General features: G+C 42.2%; 18 protein-coding genes. 7 read left to right on the forward strand and 11 right to left on the reverse strand.

From position 1 onward, the window contains the following. Positions 1 to 111: 111 nt before the first annotated feature. Positions 112 to 912: a phosphopeptide-binding protein gene (locus N6H18_RS18405; protein ID WP_262309750.1), complete on the forward strand. Its 801-nt coding sequence runs from the start codon at positions 112 to 114 to the stop codon at positions 910 to 912. Between the two features lie 115 nt (positions 913 to 1,027). On the opposite strand, the gene N6H18_RS18410 is transcribed toward N6H18_RS18405, so the two are convergent. The 5 genes from N6H18_RS18410 to N6H18_RS18430 form a co-directional block, all read right to left on the reverse strand. Continuing rightward, complete coding sequence (locus N6H18_RS18410) at positions 1,028 to 1,831, reverse strand: ThuA domain-containing protein (protein WP_262309751.1); 804 nt, start codon at positions 1,829 to 1,831, stop codon at positions 1,028 to 1,030. A 212-nt stretch (positions 1,832 to 2,043) separates the two neighbouring features. Continuing rightward, the gene (locus tag N6H18_RS18415) at positions 2,044 to 2,334 is read right to left on the reverse strand and encodes a hypothetical protein (protein WP_262309752.1); all 291 of its coding nucleotides are present in this window, start codon (positions 2,332 to 2,334) and stop codon (positions 2,044 to 2,046) included. Between the two features lie 149 nt (positions 2,335 to 2,483). Beyond that, positions 2,484 to 3,530 (reverse strand): serine hydrolase domain-containing protein, encoded by a 1,047-nt coding sequence (locus N6H18_RS18420; RefSeq protein WP_262309753.1) that lies wholly within the window; start codon positions 3,528 to 3,530, stop codon positions 2,484 to 2,486. Between the two features lie 92 nt (positions 3,531 to 3,622). Then, a complete protein-coding gene (locus N6H18_RS18425; RefSeq protein WP_262309754.1) occupies positions 3,623 to 4,666 on the reverse strand; it encodes an acyltransferase family protein in 1,044 nt (347 codons plus the stop codon). A 10-nt stretch (positions 4,667 to 4,676) separates the two neighbouring features. Further along, positions 4,677 to 5,273, reverse strand: a complete 597-nt coding sequence (locus tag N6H18_RS18430) for an ankyrin repeat domain-containing protein (RefSeq protein ID WP_262309755.1) — start codon at positions 5,271 to 5,273, stop codon at positions 4,677 to 4,679. Between the two features lie 234 nt (positions 5,274 to 5,507). Here N6H18_RS18430 and N6H18_RS18435 point away from each other — a divergent pair, with 234 nt between their 5' ends. The 3 genes from N6H18_RS18435 to N6H18_RS18445 all read left to right on the forward strand — a co-directional run bounded on the left by N6H18_RS18435 (position 5,508) and on the right by N6H18_RS18445 (position 8,345). Further along, the gene (locus tag N6H18_RS18435; protein ID WP_262309756.1) at positions 5,508 to 7,577 is read left to right on the forward strand and encodes a helix-turn-helix domain-containing protein; all 2,070 of its coding nucleotides are present in this window, start codon (positions 5,508 to 5,510) and stop codon (positions 7,575 to 7,577) included. Positions 7,578 to 7,694: 117 nt separating this feature from the next. Next, positions 7,695 to 7,946, forward strand: coding sequence for a hypothetical protein (locus N6H18_RS18440; RefSeq protein WP_262309757.1), 252 nt, complete (start codon positions 7,695 to 7,697; stop codon positions 7,944 to 7,946). A 36-nt stretch (positions 7,947 to 7,982) separates the two neighbouring features. Then, on the forward strand, positions 7,983 to 8,345 hold the full coding sequence (locus tag N6H18_RS18445; RefSeq protein WP_262309758.1) for a hypothetical protein: 363 nt from the start codon (positions 7,983 to 7,985) through the stop codon (positions 8,343 to 8,345). Positions 8,346 to 8,869: 524 nt separating this feature from the next. Here the strand turns inward: N6H18_RS18445 and N6H18_RS18450 are convergent. From N6H18_RS18450 to N6H18_RS18470, 5 genes are all read right to left on the reverse strand, one after another. Further along, a complete protein-coding gene (locus N6H18_RS18450) occupies positions 8,870 to 9,736 on the reverse strand; it encodes a toll/interleukin-1 receptor domain-containing protein (RefSeq protein WP_262309759.1) in 867 nt (288 codons plus the stop codon). A 315-nt stretch (positions 9,737 to 10,051) separates the two neighbouring features. Beyond that, complete coding sequence (locus N6H18_RS18455) at positions 10,052 to 10,402, reverse strand: HepT-like ribonuclease domain-containing protein (RefSeq protein ID WP_262309760.1); 351 nt, start codon at positions 10,400 to 10,402, stop codon at positions 10,052 to 10,054. Continuing rightward, entirely contained in the window at positions 10,395 to 10,694 is a 300-nt protein-coding gene (locus tag N6H18_RS18460; RefSeq protein WP_262309761.1) for a nucleotidyltransferase family protein, read from the reverse strand. Before N6H18_RS18460 ends, N6H18_RS18455 begins: the two co-directional genes overlap by 8 nt. A gap of 93 nt (positions 10,695 to 10,787) precedes the next feature. Further along, positions 10,788 to 11,438 carry a response regulator gene (locus N6H18_RS18465; protein WP_262309762.1) on the reverse strand — a complete coding sequence of 217 codons (651 nt, stop codon included), beginning with the start codon at positions 11,436 to 11,438 and terminating at the stop codon, positions 10,788 to 10,790. Positions 11,439 to 11,444: 6 nt separating this feature from the next. Continuing rightward, positions 11,445 to 12,440 (reverse strand): sensor histidine kinase, encoded by a 996-nt coding sequence (locus N6H18_RS18470; RefSeq protein ID WP_262309763.1) that lies wholly within the window; start codon positions 12,438 to 12,440, stop codon positions 11,445 to 11,447. Positions 12,441 to 12,637: 197 nt separating this feature from the next. Here N6H18_RS18470 and ppk2 point away from each other — a divergent pair, with 197 nt between their 5' ends. Beyond that, complete coding sequence (gene ppk2 / locus N6H18_RS18475; RefSeq protein ID WP_262309764.1) at positions 12,638 to 13,387, forward strand: polyphosphate kinase 2; 750 nt, start codon at positions 12,638 to 12,640, stop codon at positions 13,385 to 13,387. Here the strand turns inward: ppk2 and N6H18_RS18480 are convergent. Then, on the reverse strand, positions 13,384 to 13,848 hold the full coding sequence (locus N6H18_RS18480) for a DUF2062 domain-containing protein (protein ID WP_262309765.1): 465 nt from the start codon (positions 13,846 to 13,848) through the stop codon (positions 13,384 to 13,386). The genes ppk2 and N6H18_RS18480 overlap by 4 nt on opposite strands. A 165-nt stretch (positions 13,849 to 14,013) precedes the next feature. Here N6H18_RS18480 and N6H18_RS18485 point away from each other — a divergent pair, with 165 nt between their 5' ends. Both N6H18_RS18485 and N6H18_RS18490 read left to right on the forward strand, forming a co-directional pair. After that, the gene (locus N6H18_RS18485) at positions 14,014 to 14,874 is read left to right on the forward strand and encodes a universal stress protein (RefSeq protein ID WP_262309766.1); all 861 of its coding nucleotides are present in this window, start codon (positions 14,014 to 14,016) and stop codon (positions 14,872 to 14,874) included. 86 nt (positions 14,875 to 14,960) lie between these two features. Further along, positions 14,961 to 15,608, forward strand: coding sequence for a hypothetical protein (locus N6H18_RS18490; RefSeq protein ID WP_262309767.1), 648 nt, complete (start codon positions 14,961 to 14,963; stop codon positions 15,606 to 15,608). Positions 15,609 to 15,642 lie beyond the last annotated feature (34 nt).

The raw sequence follows: 15,642 nt of genomic DNA on the forward strand, positions 1-15,642 counted from the left end.
TAGCCCGTCGTACTCACCGAGAAGGAGCACAACGGGCTATTTCACTATATCTTTCCTTGCATTCGTTCGTAAAAGTATAGCAGTACATTTTTTTCATTAAAAACAACCGCTATGAAATCCACCATGCAAAACTTTGCAATAGCCGCAGCTATTGCTACAGCAACAATATCCTGTGACATGAGCAAAAAAGAAGCGACCTCAACTCATGAACTCACAGAAAAAATCGAAGTAGAACAACCCATCACACTGACCCAAGCTCCTCCGTCCATTGAATTTCCAGACGCTTTGCTTTCCAAGAAAGATGTGAAAATCACCAAACAAGACACCAGTTACTTGGTAGATTATAGTTTCGATGTGCAAAACTTTGAACTCGGATCACAAACCACAGGTGCTGCCAACAGAGGTATTGCCAACTCGGACAAGGGACAGCATATTCACTTCATCGTCAACGACGGCCCCTATTCGGCACACTATGTGCCTGGTGCAGCTGACAGTCTCAAAGCTGGCAACTATGTAGTCTTGGCCTTTCTATCCAGATCCTATCACGAGAGTGTCAAGGACGAAAACGCCTATCATGTAGAAAATCTCAAGGTAGGTGATGTCGAAACGGAGGCTGTCGATCTGGATGCTCCCCATCTTTTTTACAGCAGACCCAAGGGCACCTACTCAGGTACTGACACCAAGAAGTTGATGCTGGATTTTTACCTGATCAACACCGAATTGTCACCTACTGGCAACAAAGTCAAAGCCACAATCAATGGCGCGGAATTTATGATAGACCAATGGGCTCCCTACTACATAGAAGGACTCGACAAGGGTGAGGTAACTATATCTCTCGAACTAATAGATGCCACAGGTCAGAAAATAGAAGGACCTTTCAATAGCGTCACACGGACTGTCACGCTAAAATAGGCCTAGCGATCAAAAAAAGTGCAGCCCAAAAAGTCTTTTGAGCTGCACTTTCCAATTACACTTCTATCCTATTGCCATTCTTCTCGCATGAGCCATCCCACATAGCGATCAGCGATCAACGTTTGACATTTTTCTTTTTGCCAGCAGGTTCCTCTACTGCCATGATGCCTTTGCCAGTAGCAGCGTAGAATACTCCGCCATAAATATGCTCTAAGAACAATGGGTCAGAATAAGTTTTGGGCAAGTGCCCCAAGGCTGTATAAAATGCACGACCACCATCAAACTCGTGGTACCAAGAGATCGGATGAAAATCTGGCATTCCCTCAGATTTGTTATCTTTCCATTCCACCTTAGCGTTATAGGTAGACTCATCCACAGACACGAGGTATTTGAGACCCTCTACCTTCTCTTCACCAAACTCGTACCACTCATCTGTCCACCATCGTACATCTGGCATCAGTTGCATCCCAGGAAAGTTACGATCCTCTACTTTGATTAGTGCCGTCTGATTGGCTGGATGAATTTTAAACATTCTTCCGACCAATTGCGTGTACCACGACCACTCATACTCGGTATCGGATGCAGAATGAATCCCCACATAGCCCTTACCTGATTGGATGAATTTCTCAAAGGCTGCTTGCTGTTCGTCATTGAGTACATCTCCAGTAGTATTGAGAAAAATAACCACATCGTACTTGGCCAATGCCTTTTCGTTGAACACCATGCGTTCGTTTTCTGTCCAATACAGACTAAAATCATGTCGATCCGCTAGCCAGCGCATCGCGGTGACACCTTCATGAATGGACTCATGGTGCCAACCTACTGTTTTGGTAAAAAGCAACGCCTTGAACTGCTGTGCAGTACTCGCAAAAGCCATCAAACAACTGAGTGCCGACAGGAACAATGTTTTTCTAATCATAATTATGGTCTTTCAATTTGAATGCTATTCGACCCTAATGTCGAATTTTATAAAGGCAAAATAAATAAAAATATCAAGCCTGCTTCACCCAAACTTCTTTAATAATGATGTGTGGTCGATATCAATCAACTAGGTCACAATTCTATTGCGACTCTATCTTTTGGTATTTATGAGCAACATAATTGCGTCCGATCGATACCAATAGAGGCTTATTATCTAAGGGGATCCGAAGGTAATTGATCATCTGCTATATTAGGTTTAAATCCACTTCTTGATCTAACATAAATCTTAGAATTCCCAGTTTCAGTATCCCAAACTATTACTCTTAATGCATCACTATGTACTGCACACATCATGTATTTCCCTATTTTATTTGTTTGTTGTTGTTCAAACAATTCAGGAGTCGGTTCAGCATTTAAAGAGATAACTGAAAATACAAAAAGACTGGCAGCAACTATTACCATTGATATACCAGTACATACATTTAAAAATTGATTCTTCATGGTTTTTATATTTAGGGTTTAAAGCATGGATTCATAAACAGACATCAGTTTGAAGTTATTAAAACTCAGCTAAACAAACCATGTCGGAGACCTGACCGTCTGGCAGACACTCCTGATCATCCAAAGTTTCAAGTAAAAAAAAATTGACCTCATGAAGAAGCTTCTGTCCTTTTCACGATTTTCACAATGCGGCTGTAGATGATCTCTGATAAATTCCAAGTGGTCCCACCTGCTGTATTTACAAACTGAACAACGACCGCATCAATATCTTTGTGATACCTGGCAATACTTGAGTATCCTGGCAATAATCCTGTGTGCCCATATTCATAAATAGATGAATAAATAGCTTGTTCATTCTCATTTAGCAAAGAGCCATCGTTCAGTGCCCGCAAGAAAATCCCCACATCCTCTGCTGTAGCTACCATAGAGCCGGCAGGGTTTACAAAATCATTAGACTTTATATCGTCATCATACCCTACATAATACCCACTCATAACATCTTCTAAATCCACTTCACTTAGCAAACTATACGTATTGTCCAGCTTTAGCGGGACCAAAATCTCCCTCTTGATATATTGGTGATGACTATACCTCAATGTTTTATCAAGGATTTCGCCTATCAACAAATAATTGGTATTTGAATAGCTATATTTTTTATCAGGTTCAAAATCAGCGGGCATATCCAGTACTAAATCGAGCGATTCTTTGTTGTTTTTGGAGTAGTCATTTTCCCAAAAACCAGGAGAGTCTGTGTAGTTGGGAATACCGCTCCGATGCTGCACCATCATTCTCAGGGTGATTCTATCCGCATTTGCTATCCTACCAGCAAGTTTGGGTAAGTAATCAGCGAGGGTTTTATCCAAATCCAAACGTCCGTCATGAACCAGTTTGGTCGTAGCAACAGCCACATATAGCTTGGTGATACTCGCTATCTTGAATAAGGCCTCTGGATAGGCTGGTATTTTGTTTTTTCGGTCGTGCCATCCAGCGGCATAAAACTCCGGCGGTTTCCCTGCTTGATCCACGTAAACTATCATGCCGTCAAACCCATAATCAATGGCTTCATGGAGCTGCTCCTGAACTGTATCTGGCAGGGGCATGATCCAAGTCTTTACCAAAATCCACGGCACGAACCACAGGGAGCCAATGCTTGCAAGAATAAAAGTCATTTTGAGTATTTTCTTTGTCTGTTTCATGGTCATGATGTTCTATTTTCTCAGCAGATGCTCTGACGCCAATGCTTTAAAGCTAAGTATTTCCAAACAGTGGATTTGAAGATATACAGTCATCACTTCAACCCAAAAAGAGTTCTCACCCATTTCACCCTCCTCACCACATACTCATAAGTCACAAAGCATCCGATAAAAGTAAACACAATGACCAGCATAAGCTTGAGCAATGGTGCAATCTCTAAAGGGAATATAAACCAAGAGGCCAAGTAAAGAAAAACCATATGAGTAATGTAAATCGGATACGCTGCTTGACTTAAATAAGTCAAGGTACTGCTTGGTTTATTGAGGTATTTGTACCCAAAACCAAAGACTGTAAATATCCAGAGATTAGATTCTATAGCCTTCAAATAGTAGGGTGCATTGAATTGCCCTTCTGTGAGTCTGAAAATATACAATGTCGCAGCAATGGCGAATAACAACCATCTCCATTTTGTGACATTGTCCCAAAAGGCTTGCCCACTGTACACGCATAAAAAGCCTGTTAGAAAAGCAACCATCCCCAGCCAGAAGCCATGGGTATTCATGGCGTAAAATTCAAAACTCTCAGGATTGACGAGCTCCGCCTCTGCAATAAAAGGAAGCATCAATATCAACAAACCAGCTGGATGCCCCAGCCATTTTTTCAGGAATTGATGAAACTTGCCTTCGGGATGTCTTTTCAGATAAAAGAACAGTGGAAAGAACAGCAATACGTAAGCGTATATATTGCCCAAGAACCAAAGATGGCCTGGACTGGATACGTAATCCATGTTCTGATTGTAGTAGTTCTGCCACAAAAACACATGTAGCGGTACAATTGCTATCATCCCGAAAACGTAAGGGACCAAGATGCGTTTAGATCGCTCAAGTAGTAATGATTTCCAGTCTCGTCTTTGAATGGCAAAATACACGCCCATACCAGAGACAAAGAATAGCAGCGGAATACGCCATACATTGAGCATGGCCATGGGTGTCCAAATCCATGTCAGATTTTCGTCATTTTGGATGAATTGTATGAATACCCCCCAAGGCTGAAAGCCAATCGCTATGTGATAGATAAGTAACAAACCTATAGCGATGACTCTCAGCCAATCAATATCATATCTCCTGTTGTGCAACATGGTCAATTGATTATTTGCTGTATGACGCAATCAACTCAGCGATCACAGGGCGAGCCTCTTCCAATTTCTGATAGTCCAGTTTTAATCCGAAAGGCCCAAGGTCTTTGCTCAATTGATCATAGATCGGTTTCATGTCTGCAAAAGGAGCGGAAACTGACTCTAGGGCCGTAGCGTTGTAACTGTTTCTAACAGTCACATCCGCTTTATTTTTGAGCAGTGCTTTCACTATATCCGTGCGCCCGAAGAAAGCTGCAGTATGTAAAGGAGTCGATCCATCCGCACTCCTTTCATTCAAATTGGCGCCTCCTTCGATGAGCAATACAGCTACCTCCGTTTTACCAAATGTCGCGGCAATGTGCAAGGGTGTAGAACCATATGCGTCCTTTTGATTGAGGTCTGTCTTGGCTGCCATGTGTCCTTTGATCGCTTCGACATTGCCTAAAAATGCAGCCTCTTGGATAGTGGTGCTTGGCGCTTCTATTTTAGTTTCCTTCGTAGATTCTTCTTGTGACTGATTCGCCTGATGACAAGAAGCTGTTCCTAATAGGATGGTAGCCAGACTTAAGACAAAGCATTTTTGCACTGTTTTCAATTGTAAAGATTTCATCGTTTGTGTGTTTAGTATTTACTATTTGTTTTGATAATACAAAGCTCACTAGAAGGTGACTGCACTACTAAACAACCATGCTGCAAGTGATATGAGCTATGCACTATCTGTAGAAACTATGACGATGGACTATAAACTATGACGCAAAAGGCTGAAATGGGCTTGTTGTGAGTGATATTTTAATTGACGAATATTGCATACCTAATGAATCCTATGTCAAATTTTCAAAGTCCCATGAGCGCCTTTCTTCAAAAAGTTGTGGCTGTAATAGAAGGTAATCTAGCAGATGAAAATTTTGGCGTAAGCGAACTATCTGAGCAAATCAATATGAGCAGATCCAATCTACTCAGGAAGGTGAAACAGGAAACAGGAGAATCTGTCAGCATATTGATTAGAAACGTAAGGCTGCACAACGCCAAGCATCTGCTGAAGGATGACGCCCTGACGATATCTGAAATCGCCTATCAAGTGGGATTTAGTAGTACCTCCTATTTCACGAAATGCTTCAGAGAACTGTATGGCTACACACCAGGTGAGGAAGGCAACAGAGCAAAACAAGAAGAAACACAAGAAGTTGTTGAAAACAGCAGATCACCTCAACATAAGAAGAGCAAAATTACAGCGCTGGTTATAGCAGTGGCGGCCCTAGTGGCTGCAATCTTGTGGCTGCTACCCAATGATGAGCAGGAGATTGCAGCTAAACCAATTAAATCCATTGCAGTCCTTCCCTTCAAGAATGACAGTGCCGACACCACCAACATTTACTTCATGAATGGCCTGATGGAGGCCATACTGGACAACTTCCAAAAGATTGAGGCGATCAAGGTCACCAGCAGAACCACTGTAGAGAAATATCGCAATGTGGATATCACAATCCCTGAACTATCCAAGGAACTCAATGTGAGCTATTTCATAGAGGGCAGCGGTCAGAAGATTGGCGATGAAATTCTTTTGACGATACAGTTGATTGAGGCACCCAGCGACAAACACCTGTGGTCAAAAAGATATAAGCGCCAGCTGAAAGATGTATTTGACCTGCAAAGTGAGGTAGCCAAAAGCATCGCGAGTGAGATCAATGCCATCATTACTCCGGAGGAACAAAAGCGCATTGAAAAGATCCCAACCCACAATCTGGTGGCTTATGACTATTATTTGAAAGGATTGGCTCTGCTGAATGATAAGACGGGTACGGGTTTGGCAGAGGGTGTGGAACAATTTAAGAAGGCGATACAGGAAGATGGACAATTTGCCAATGCCTACGCCTATGTGGCCATCTCCTACTACTACCTCGATATTTTTATGGCTGAGCCTAAGTACACAGAGGAACTAAAGAACTATGCAGACAAAGCCATGATGATAGATGCCGAAGCAGGAGAAAGTCTCATTGCCAGGTCCTTGTATTATATGCAGATCCGTGATTTCACCAAAGCGGTAGAGTCGTTTGAGGAAGTATTAGAATACTATCCAAATACTGCGTGGATTCACAATTTCCTATCCAACATCTATGGCGTGATACTGCCCGATACCGAAAAATACCTGACACACGCCCTGCAAGGTATTCCGGCAGCAGTAGAGGGTACAGACTCTGTCACTGCCAGCTTTACATATTTGCATCTGAGCAATGCACTGGCACAGACAGGTTTTATCAGAGAATCTGAGACCTATGTTCAAAAGTCATTGGCTTACAATCCTGACAATGTGTATTCGCAGTGCCTGTATGTATATATCAAGCAGGCTCAAAATTTTGATTTGAAACGTGCAGAGTTATCGTTGAAGGAAATTTTGAAACAGGACACGACCAGTATATTCGTCATAGAAGAGATAGCCAAGGTGTGCTATACTTCGGGAGCGTATGAGGAAGCATGGGTGTATTACGACAAGATGCTAAACATTAAGAGAGCCCTGCACCTTGACATATTTCAAAATGAGGATGCTAGTATAGGCTTTGTGTTGGAGCAGCTTGGGAGAAAGGAAGAAGCGAAGAAATTTTATGAAAGTTTCCTTGCCTATACAGAGAAGGACCAGTCACTCTACAAAGACATTTTGTATTCCAACTACTATGCGGTTACTGGCAACATAGATCAGGCCATCAAGCACCTCAAGGCTTTTTCTGAACAGGACAACTATCAATACTGGATAGTGCTGTTCATGGACAAAGACCCTATTACTCTACTCATGAAAGGTCATCCCGATTATGAAAGCACCATTCAGAAAATCAATGACAAATTCTGGGCAAATAACAAGAAGATCAGAAAGATGCTCGAAGAGGAAAATATTATCCAGCCAATGAAGAGGGATTTGTAATGGTAGTTTCCATACAGATAAGTTGCTAAAGATTCATTTTCATCTACTTACACTTTTGTGTTATCCATAAAATTAATAATTTAGGTATTATCAATTTTATCAACCAATAAACCAATCATGGAAATAATCAACCTGCCACAAATCAACTTGGCACAACTACAAACCCTCAGCGAAAGCGTAATCAAAATCACCAAACCCCTCCCAGAGCTAGCTCCTGAGGTACAGGCCGTACAGGAAACTTTCAAGACCTTCGAAAAGGGCATGATCAAAAGCTCCTCCACGTCCAACAAAAAAACACTTGACCGATCGAGAGACCTGATCAACACGGGTTTCTTCAAAAGCGTGGATGCTGAGGAGCAGTTCCCCTAAGAAGATGCCGCCACCAAAAGCACCCTCGCTCAGGTAGTGGCGATCACTGACAAGTATGGTTTGGAGCTGAGTCGCCTGCCTTATGATGAGCAGACCGCCCAGACGGACAATATGATCGCCCAACTAGAAGCGATCGACCTGAGTCTGCTGCCAGCGGTACAACGCTGGATTGCGCTGATCAAAACGGCCAACGACAACTTCAAAGTCACGGTCGTCACCTACCTCAAAGGACAAACCGAAGACAGCGATACGGCTGCAGCCTCCATAGCAGCCATTCCTTTGGGGGATGCACTCAAAGCACTCTTCACCATTCATTTTGCGCATGCGCAGGTCAGCAAAACCGATACACTGGTGAATGCTTACAAAGAATTGACCTTCTTGGTCAACTCCTACAGGTAATAGCCCTAGATATGATCATAGCGATAGAGACCCAGTGTCTTTATCGCTTTTTTTTTGCTCGTTTCATATCTGCGACAGCTCTCCTAGGACTCAGATAGCATGAAAAAACATTTTTTCACCATTCCTAGCTCGCAGGAAGCATGAAAAAACTTTTTTTCGCCATTCCTAGCTCACAGGAGACGTGAAAAAACTTTTTTTTGCCATTCCTAGATCGCAGGAGACGTGAAAAAACTTTTTTTCGCCATTCCTAGCACGCAGGAGGAGTGAAAAAACTTTTTTTCGGCCTTTTTGGGGTGAAAGTGGGGAAGTTGTGCGGGTGGGGGCTATAGAAATGCGAATACTATCAAATACGACATCATGGCTTTCTATAACCAGTAAAATTTCCTCGACGATATTGATATAAATTCTAACGTCCAACTATCATCCGTAAGCTGGACTTTTTAAATATCTATAAAAGTATCTCATTGCACCAGCCTTTACAAATAGCTCAGTTAGCTTATGGATGATAGTGTCTGTTAGTTGCTTTAAGAGTCCTCTGCTTTTTTCTTGATTATAACTTTTCTCTTAGGAACCACTGGTTTAAGATCACTCATAATTCGGCGAATTTCAGAAAGTCTTTGATGCAAAGAATTTAGTTCATTTTTACTTAGCGAGTCACGACTTTCGCCAATTATATAATCTATTGGTTTCATTAATAATTCAACCGCTTCATCTAGATGGTAATATCCATTAATTAGAGCTTCATTGGCAATCTTGAATGTTCCTTCAATGAGGTCTCTTAGTGCATCTGGATGAATAAATCCATCCCTTCTTCTTTTTCTCTCAATTGAAATTTCTCTAGACAGATAAAGAATTTCTTCAAGCATTTCTCTTTCGGATCTTAAATCTGTGTCGTTTCCTTGATCCAAACCCTTTGATAGTAAGTCTTTAATTTCTTTGTCTAGTTTAGGCCACCACATTTCGAAAACACCATCAAGAATATCAGATGCAAGAGAATGCTCACCAAGTTCACTATTTATCATCTTAACCACTTTTTTCATCTCTACTTTAGAAAATTTAGCAGCTTGAAATTGTATTAGTGGCCCTTGTATATCAGCTGGGTCTATTCCGAAAAGCAATGGACATACTTTAGATTGTTCCAAATTCTTAGAAAGTGCCCCTGCTTCAAACATGATCCAAGGACTTAGTAAATTCTCTCGAGTGAGACATATAATTCCAACTTTTGAATCATCAAGTTCCTTTGCAATTTCTGTTCCCCATCTTGTTCCCTTAGTGATGTCATCCGGCGTATAATAAGGTTTGACTGCTTGTATTACTCCTGGAATCCATTGTCTGAATGACTCGGCTATTTTCTTGGATAAATCTCCTGACCAACTGATAAATACTTTCATAATTTCTTTGTTATGCACTATTGCAACTAACAATTGTGTACGCGGAACTTTTGTCCGAATACTTGCCCTATGGCATCATTAAAGCTAAGGGATTTTATTTTATTCATTCCACTACAACTACACGACTACCAATCAGTTGTTTGTTATTGATTTCCTCAAGAATACTCCTTTCAATCAAGACAACAAACATCCGCCTACTGAAAAGATCTCCTAGCGATGAAATATACCAAGATTTAGGGATGGGATTTAACCACTTATGATATTACTCTGGTTTCAAGTGAAAAAACGGGTGTTATACATCACGTTGGCATTTCGTTATTCATTTTCACTCAGCAGTTTTTCAATTTCTACTTTTAGTTTAGGAAGATGGCTTATAATTATGGCCCAAATGTTTTCATCTGATATACTGTCATAAGCATGAATCACTTGGTTTCTAAGACTGACTATGGCTTTGGCATCCGAAATTAAAGTTTCAAAAGTGCTGTCGCTTTTAAGAATCCTATTTACTGCTTCTCCAATGATTTCTAGGTCTCTTTCAACTGCTCTTTTTAACATGATGTTTTTCTGATATTCAAGAAAATCCTTTTCCTTTCCATCAAAATAAGATTCAATTTCTGAGATAGCAAACCTAATGTCATAGAGCCATTTTAAAATCCGCTCATCCATAAATTAGCTCTTTACTTTTGTTAATAGACTTAATTAGCACAGGGTTTTTCAGGGTTTGTTCCTCTACTAAATCAATTTCTCTATCAAATAGATTTTTTAAGCTCTCTTTTAAAACCATGTAATTCTCGAAATATTTAGCTAAATCAAATTTTTTGAATTTCACTAAAAAATCTATATCACTTTCAGGTGAAAAATTATCATTGGTGGCAGACCCGAAAAGGTATAACTTTTCTACACTATGATTTTTGCATAATGCTCTTATTTCATTGATATATTGATTAGTTACCAGCATAATACAAAGGTAGTAAAAATCCCACTTGCCTTAGCTAATGCAGAATCTAGTAACGAGATTACTTGGAGTAACCTCCTTGCCGGTGGTTATTCATCACCCCAGCAACCCCTTCTGAATCGCATACTTGACCAAGCCAGCGGTATTTTTGGCACCTAGCTTATCTAGGAGATTTCTCCGATGGGTATCTACGGTGCGGATGCTGATGAAGAGCTTTTCGGCAATCTCTGGGTTGGAGTATTCTTCGGCTATGAGCTTGAGCACCTCGATTTCTCGATCGGTGAGCGGTGTACCTTCGGGCTTTTTGCCGTGGGCTGCCGTCGGGTTGGTCAGGTGCTCTAGCAGCTTGGACGACACCTGACTACTGAAGTAGGTATTGCCATTGGCAACCGTGTGAATGGCATTGATCATTTCTTCCTTTCCCGCGTTTTTGAGGATATAGCCAATCGCACCTGCTTCCATCATTTTCACGATGTAGTTCTTGTCTCCATGCATGGACAGTGCCAGCACTCTGATCTTGGGATAGTCTCTTTTGATCTCTGCGGTCATCTGGATGCCGTTGGTCTCTCCCATATCTATATCCATCAGGAGCACATCCACTGGTTGTGCTTTGAGTATCCCCATAATCCCTTCTCTATCACCTACATCACCTACGATGTGCATTTTGGCTTCCTTGCCGAGCAGCTCGACGAGTCCTTCACGAAACATCTTGTGGTCATCAGCGATGAGTATATTGATCTGTTGCATATTATTTTAGCTTAGCGGGATTTCGATGAGAGCTGTCATGCCCTTGTCTGGGTGTGAATCTATGGTGACCTGACCAGCCAATGCCTTGGTTCTGTTTTCGATATTCATAAACCCCAATCCATGACTGATTTCATTGGGGTCAAAACCTCTGCCATCGTCCTCATACAATAGCCGTATTCCTTCCTCTCTTTTGATGAGTTGCAAGGTGATTTTTTTGGCATGAGCATATTTCAAGGTATTGTTGATCAGTTCCTGACTGATTCTATATAGCCCCAGTTCTGTCACTTCATCGAGCCTACTTTCTAGTCCAGAGTTTAAGTAATCTACGGTTACGCTTTTGGTTTCATCTATCTTGTCACAGAGGGTGTCCAGTGCCTCTACCAACCCAAAATCCGACAGCACCCGAGGCATCAGGTTGTGTGAGATGGATCGCAGGTCGTCGGCAGCCTCATCGATCATTTCGTATGATTGCCTAAATTTCTCCGCGAGCTCGTGATTGATACTTTCTAAATCCCCTTCGATATTGGCTAGCTTCATTTTGACAGTGGACAGTGTAGGACCTATGCCGTCGTGTATCTCTCTGGCGAGACGTTTTCGCTCCAATTCTTGTCCTTCTAGCAACGAACTGAGTGCGATGTGTTTAGAAGCTGTGATGGAAGTAAAATCGGCAATGGTGATGACCATCCCTTCTTGCACTCTCCTACCACGAAATGTGAGATACTTTTCATGAAAGTGAATCTCCTCTAAATCAAAGTCTTCCAATCCGACATCAAGACAAAATTCTATTTTTCTCTTCAAGTCGGGCAATTCTCTGCACAAATGCAGCACCTCTGTATCGAGCAACTCCCCTGTCCGTGCTGAGATGTCAAGAAAATCCAGTGCCAGTGCATTGGTCAGGGTGATTTTTCCTCTCATGTCCATGGCGATGATTCCATAAGGAACCCCCTCCATGATCGAAAGCAACAAACCCTGTTTTTCTTCCATTCCTTTATTCAAACTCATGTTTCTTCACCTGACCAAAGGCAGGTACTGCGACGACCAACCTTCCCTGCAAGTTAATGCGCCTCCGACAATTGATTAGCATCGGGAGTCAAATCGATTGAATCAATTTATGAGACATTCTAATTTTTTATTAAGACAGCTGTGCAATTTTGGTCACCTCTATTTATTATCGCAAGATCTTCAGCAAAATCATCCTAATGGAACTCTATAACATCGAAAACAACCAAGAATACCTCAACCTCCAAGTTGAATTGATCGCCATGCAGCGCTGGGTTCAAGACACGGGTCAGCGTGTAGCCATTTTGTTTGAGGGCAGAGACACTGCGGGCAAAGGGGGCGCCATCATGAGGTTTGTACGGTACTTGAATCCGCGAGGGTACAGAATCGTCGCATTGCCCAAACCGACCGAAATGGAAAAAGGGCAGTGGTATTTTCAGCGCTACATACAACAACTACCCAATAGAGGTGAAATCGTACTCTTTGACCGCAGCTGGTACAACCGTGCGGTGGTAGAGCCAGTGATGAATTTTTGCTCCAGCGAACAATACGAAGTATTCATGAAAAATGTGGTCACCGTTGAGAAAATGCTGGTAGAAGATGGGATTCACATCTTCAAACTGTGGTTCTCCATCGACGAACAAGAACAGAAGAAGCGACTGGAAGAGCGCATCACCGATCCCCTCAAAAAATGGAAATTGAGTACGGTAGACATGGAGGCACAGCTCAAATGGAATACCTACACCCATTACAAAATGGAGATGTTTGCGCAGACTAGCTGGCAAGGTGCTCCATGGATCATCCTAAAAGGAAATGACAAAGAAAATGCTCGACTGGAAGGAATCAGACATGTATTGACCTCTCTCAACTATCCTGACAAGGGTCAAACTGGGGAGCGCTTGTCTCCTGACGGAAACATCGTCACGCATGCAGAAATTCGCAGAGATTAATCTCTGGTGGCATTGGCTCTCCTTTTTTCTCTGACCTTTTTCAAAACCCACAGAGCGAAGTAATAACTCAATACCGAAAAAGGGATTGATACGATTAGGTTTCCGATCAAAAATCGTCTGGTGTACTGTAGTGCTTCATTCCAAAATTCGATTTGGAATAACACCACTGGCATCTCTCCAAAAATAACATCTCCGATCAGCAGACTGAGCCAATAGAAAGGAATCACTGTCCAGATATTCCAGATTGCCATCGCTATAAACACCATGGCTTTGTTGATCCGCTTGAATACCAACACCAGCAACAATCCAATAAAAAAGCTAAATCCTGGCGTGGGCAATATGGACACAAAGGTCCCCAACGCATAGCCCATGGCTAAGGAGTGGTCCGAGTTTTTGGACTGCAATACTTCTACAAAATGTCGCTTGATTTTGAAGCGAAACCGATCCCAATACTTTGCCACTACAGTTGGTTACTAATACGACTTTGTGATTATTAGACGAATCTAATCCTGTTTGGTCACTAACCAAAGATTCCCCTGTGACCAAACCATGAAGTTTCGTCTAAAAAGCGGGAATCTATCTTGCTCAGCAGAGGTTTCATACCGTACCACTTGAAGTGAATGATTATGTCTACGTTTAAAAAAATATTGGTGCCCTTTGATGACAACATCAAGTCTATCGAGGCATTGGGCTATGCAGCCATGTTTGCCACAGGCATTGGTGCCAAAATCATCGCTTTGCATATCGCAGACCCCAAGCACTACCACAGCAAAAAAGAGTTCAGAAAAGAACTCAACAGCATCGTGCATGATCAATTGCTACCCAAGCTCAATGAAATCCACAAAATCTACCCAGATATCCGAAAAATTGACCTTCAAATCCTGGGACAAGAGAAGTCCTTGCCTCAGCACATCGTAGATTTTGCGGCACAAAACGACATTGATTTCATCATCCTCAGGAGCCACGGTGACCCTGACCAAAACGACTGGGAGCTACACTTCAAAAAAACCAACGCCTACAAAGTGGTACTGGAGGCTTCATGTCCAGTCGTCACCTTCACCAACTTTCCTCAAAAAATGCAAATGAAAAACATCCTCGTGGCGATGGATATTGGAGAGGATAGTTCGTACAAGGTTCCACTTGCGACTGCCCTTGCGCAGCAATTTGGCAGCACCTTGCATCTGCTCTCAGCATCCGAACACTACGATGATTTGGACGGGCTGGATGAACAGCTGAATGAGCTATCCCTAGGATTGAAAAACAAAGGCATAGATGTCATCAAAAACGAGGTAGAAAACTGTACTCTCCCTGCCGCCATCTTAAAACACACCCAAAACGAAAATTTTGATCTCGTGATGATCATGAGTAGGCCCAGATTCAGGTGGTCAGACTTGTGGATATCACCCAAAGCCAAACGCATCATTTCGCATTCCCACGTGCCTGTCCTGAGTATTCGATCAAACAGCCCAGGTGAGATAGGACTGTAGAGCATCGACTGCCCGCGATTAACAACTGAGCATAAAATGTGACCAAAACAACACCCTTCGTCTGAAGAGTATAACAATTTTTAAAAATGAAAAAATCGATTGCATACATGCCTTTGTCTTTGGCATTTTCTTTAGTAATCCTAGTTGGATGTGGAAGTAAAAATGAGACAACTACCGATCCAGTTGTGGCTGAGTTTTTGGAGCCAGACTCCTATTTTGAGAAAGCCATCGTCTCCTTTGATCAAGGTGATTCTCTGCTTGCCGTAGCGCAGATCGACTCAGCCATTGCCTTCATTGCATCTGTAGAGGTGAAAAGCGACACAGTACATACTGACATCATCGAATTCTCCATCTCTGATTTGACAGGTCTCTCTCAAAGAATCATCAGCGGAACGATCACCTCATCGGATCAGATGAAGGACACATTCTCTGATATCGACAGGTCGTTGGGTATGTACCACTTGCACGTGATCGAGGCTTGGATCTTGAACGAAACCAACGATCAAGAGAGTATAGAAAGGATGCATAGAGCACTCACTCGCACCTCCTATGCACTCGCTCATGCGGACTTGCGTCTGACAGACGACGAGTTACAAGAATTGAGCAAGGCGAAAGCTGACGTTCAAGCAGCTGAAAAAGCAACCTTGCCACTGTGGAAAAGAATCAAAGCAACGATCGAAGTATTCAACCAGCGAATGGACGACAATTCCAATTCATTGGACGGTACACTATAAGAACTTGGGTGGTTTAGGTAAATGAAGAAAGCCT

This window comes from Reichenbachiella agarivorans (genome assembly GCF_025502585.1).
GTDB lineage: Bacteria > Bacteroidota > Bacteroidia > Cytophagales > Cyclobacteriaceae > Reichenbachiella > Reichenbachiella agarivorans.

Bases quoted from the DNA above. Each gene is read 5' to 3' on its own strand.
- N6H18_RS18405 (WP_262309750.1), top strand. From the start codon at position 112: ATGAAATCCACCATGCAAAACTTTGCAATAGCCGCAGCTATTGCTACA.
- N6H18_RS18410 (WP_262309751.1), bottom strand. From the start codon at position 1,831: ATGATTAGAAAAACATTGTTCCTGTCGGCACTCAGTTGTTTGATGGCT.
- N6H18_RS18415 (WP_262309752.1), bottom strand. From the start codon at position 2,334: ATGAAGAATCAATTTTTAAATGTATGTACTGGTATATCAATGGTAATA.
- N6H18_RS18420 (WP_262309753.1), bottom strand. From the start codon at position 3,530: ATGAAACAGACAAAGAAAATACTCAAAATGACTTTTATTCTTGCAAGC.
- N6H18_RS18425 (WP_262309754.1), bottom strand. From the start codon at position 4,666: ATGTTGCACAACAGGAGATATGATATTGATTGGCTGAGAGTCATCGCT.
- N6H18_RS18430 (WP_262309755.1), bottom strand. From the start codon at position 5,273: ATGAAATCTTTACAATTGAAAACAGTGCAAAAATGCTTTGTCTTAAGT.
- N6H18_RS18435 (WP_262309756.1), top strand. From the start codon at position 5,508: ATGAGCGCCTTTCTTCAAAAAGTTGTGGCTGTAATAGAAGGTAATCTA.
- N6H18_RS18440 (WP_262309757.1), top strand. From the start codon at position 7,695: ATGGAAATAATCAACCTGCCACAAATCAACTTGGCACAACTACAAACC.
- N6H18_RS18450 (WP_262309759.1), bottom strand. From the start codon at position 9,736: ATGAAAGTATTTATCAGTTGGTCAGGAGATTTATCCAAGAAAATAGCC.
- N6H18_RS18455 (WP_262309760.1), bottom strand. From the start codon at position 10,402: ATGGATGAGCGGATTTTAAAATGGCTCTATGACATTAGGTTTGCTATC.
- N6H18_RS18460 (WP_262309761.1), bottom strand. From the start codon at position 10,694: ATGCTGGTAACTAATCAATATATCAATGAAATAAGAGCATTATGCAAA.
- N6H18_RS18465 (WP_262309762.1), bottom strand. From the start codon at position 11,438: ATGCAACAGATCAATATACTCATCGCTGATGACCACAAGATGTTTCGT.
- N6H18_RS18470 (WP_262309763.1), bottom strand. From the start codon at position 12,440: ATGAGTTTGAATAAAGGAATGGAAGAAAAACAGGGTTTGTTGCTTTCG.
- ppk2 (WP_262309764.1), top strand. From the start codon at position 12,638: ATGGAACTCTATAACATCGAAAACAACCAAGAATACCTCAACCTCCAA.
- N6H18_RS18485 (WP_262309766.1), top strand. From the start codon at position 14,014: ATGTCTACGTTTAAAAAAATATTGGTGCCCTTTGATGACAACATCAAG.
- N6H18_RS18490 (WP_262309767.1), top strand. From the start codon at position 14,961: ATGAAAAAATCGATTGCATACATGCCTTTGTCTTTGGCATTTTCTTTA.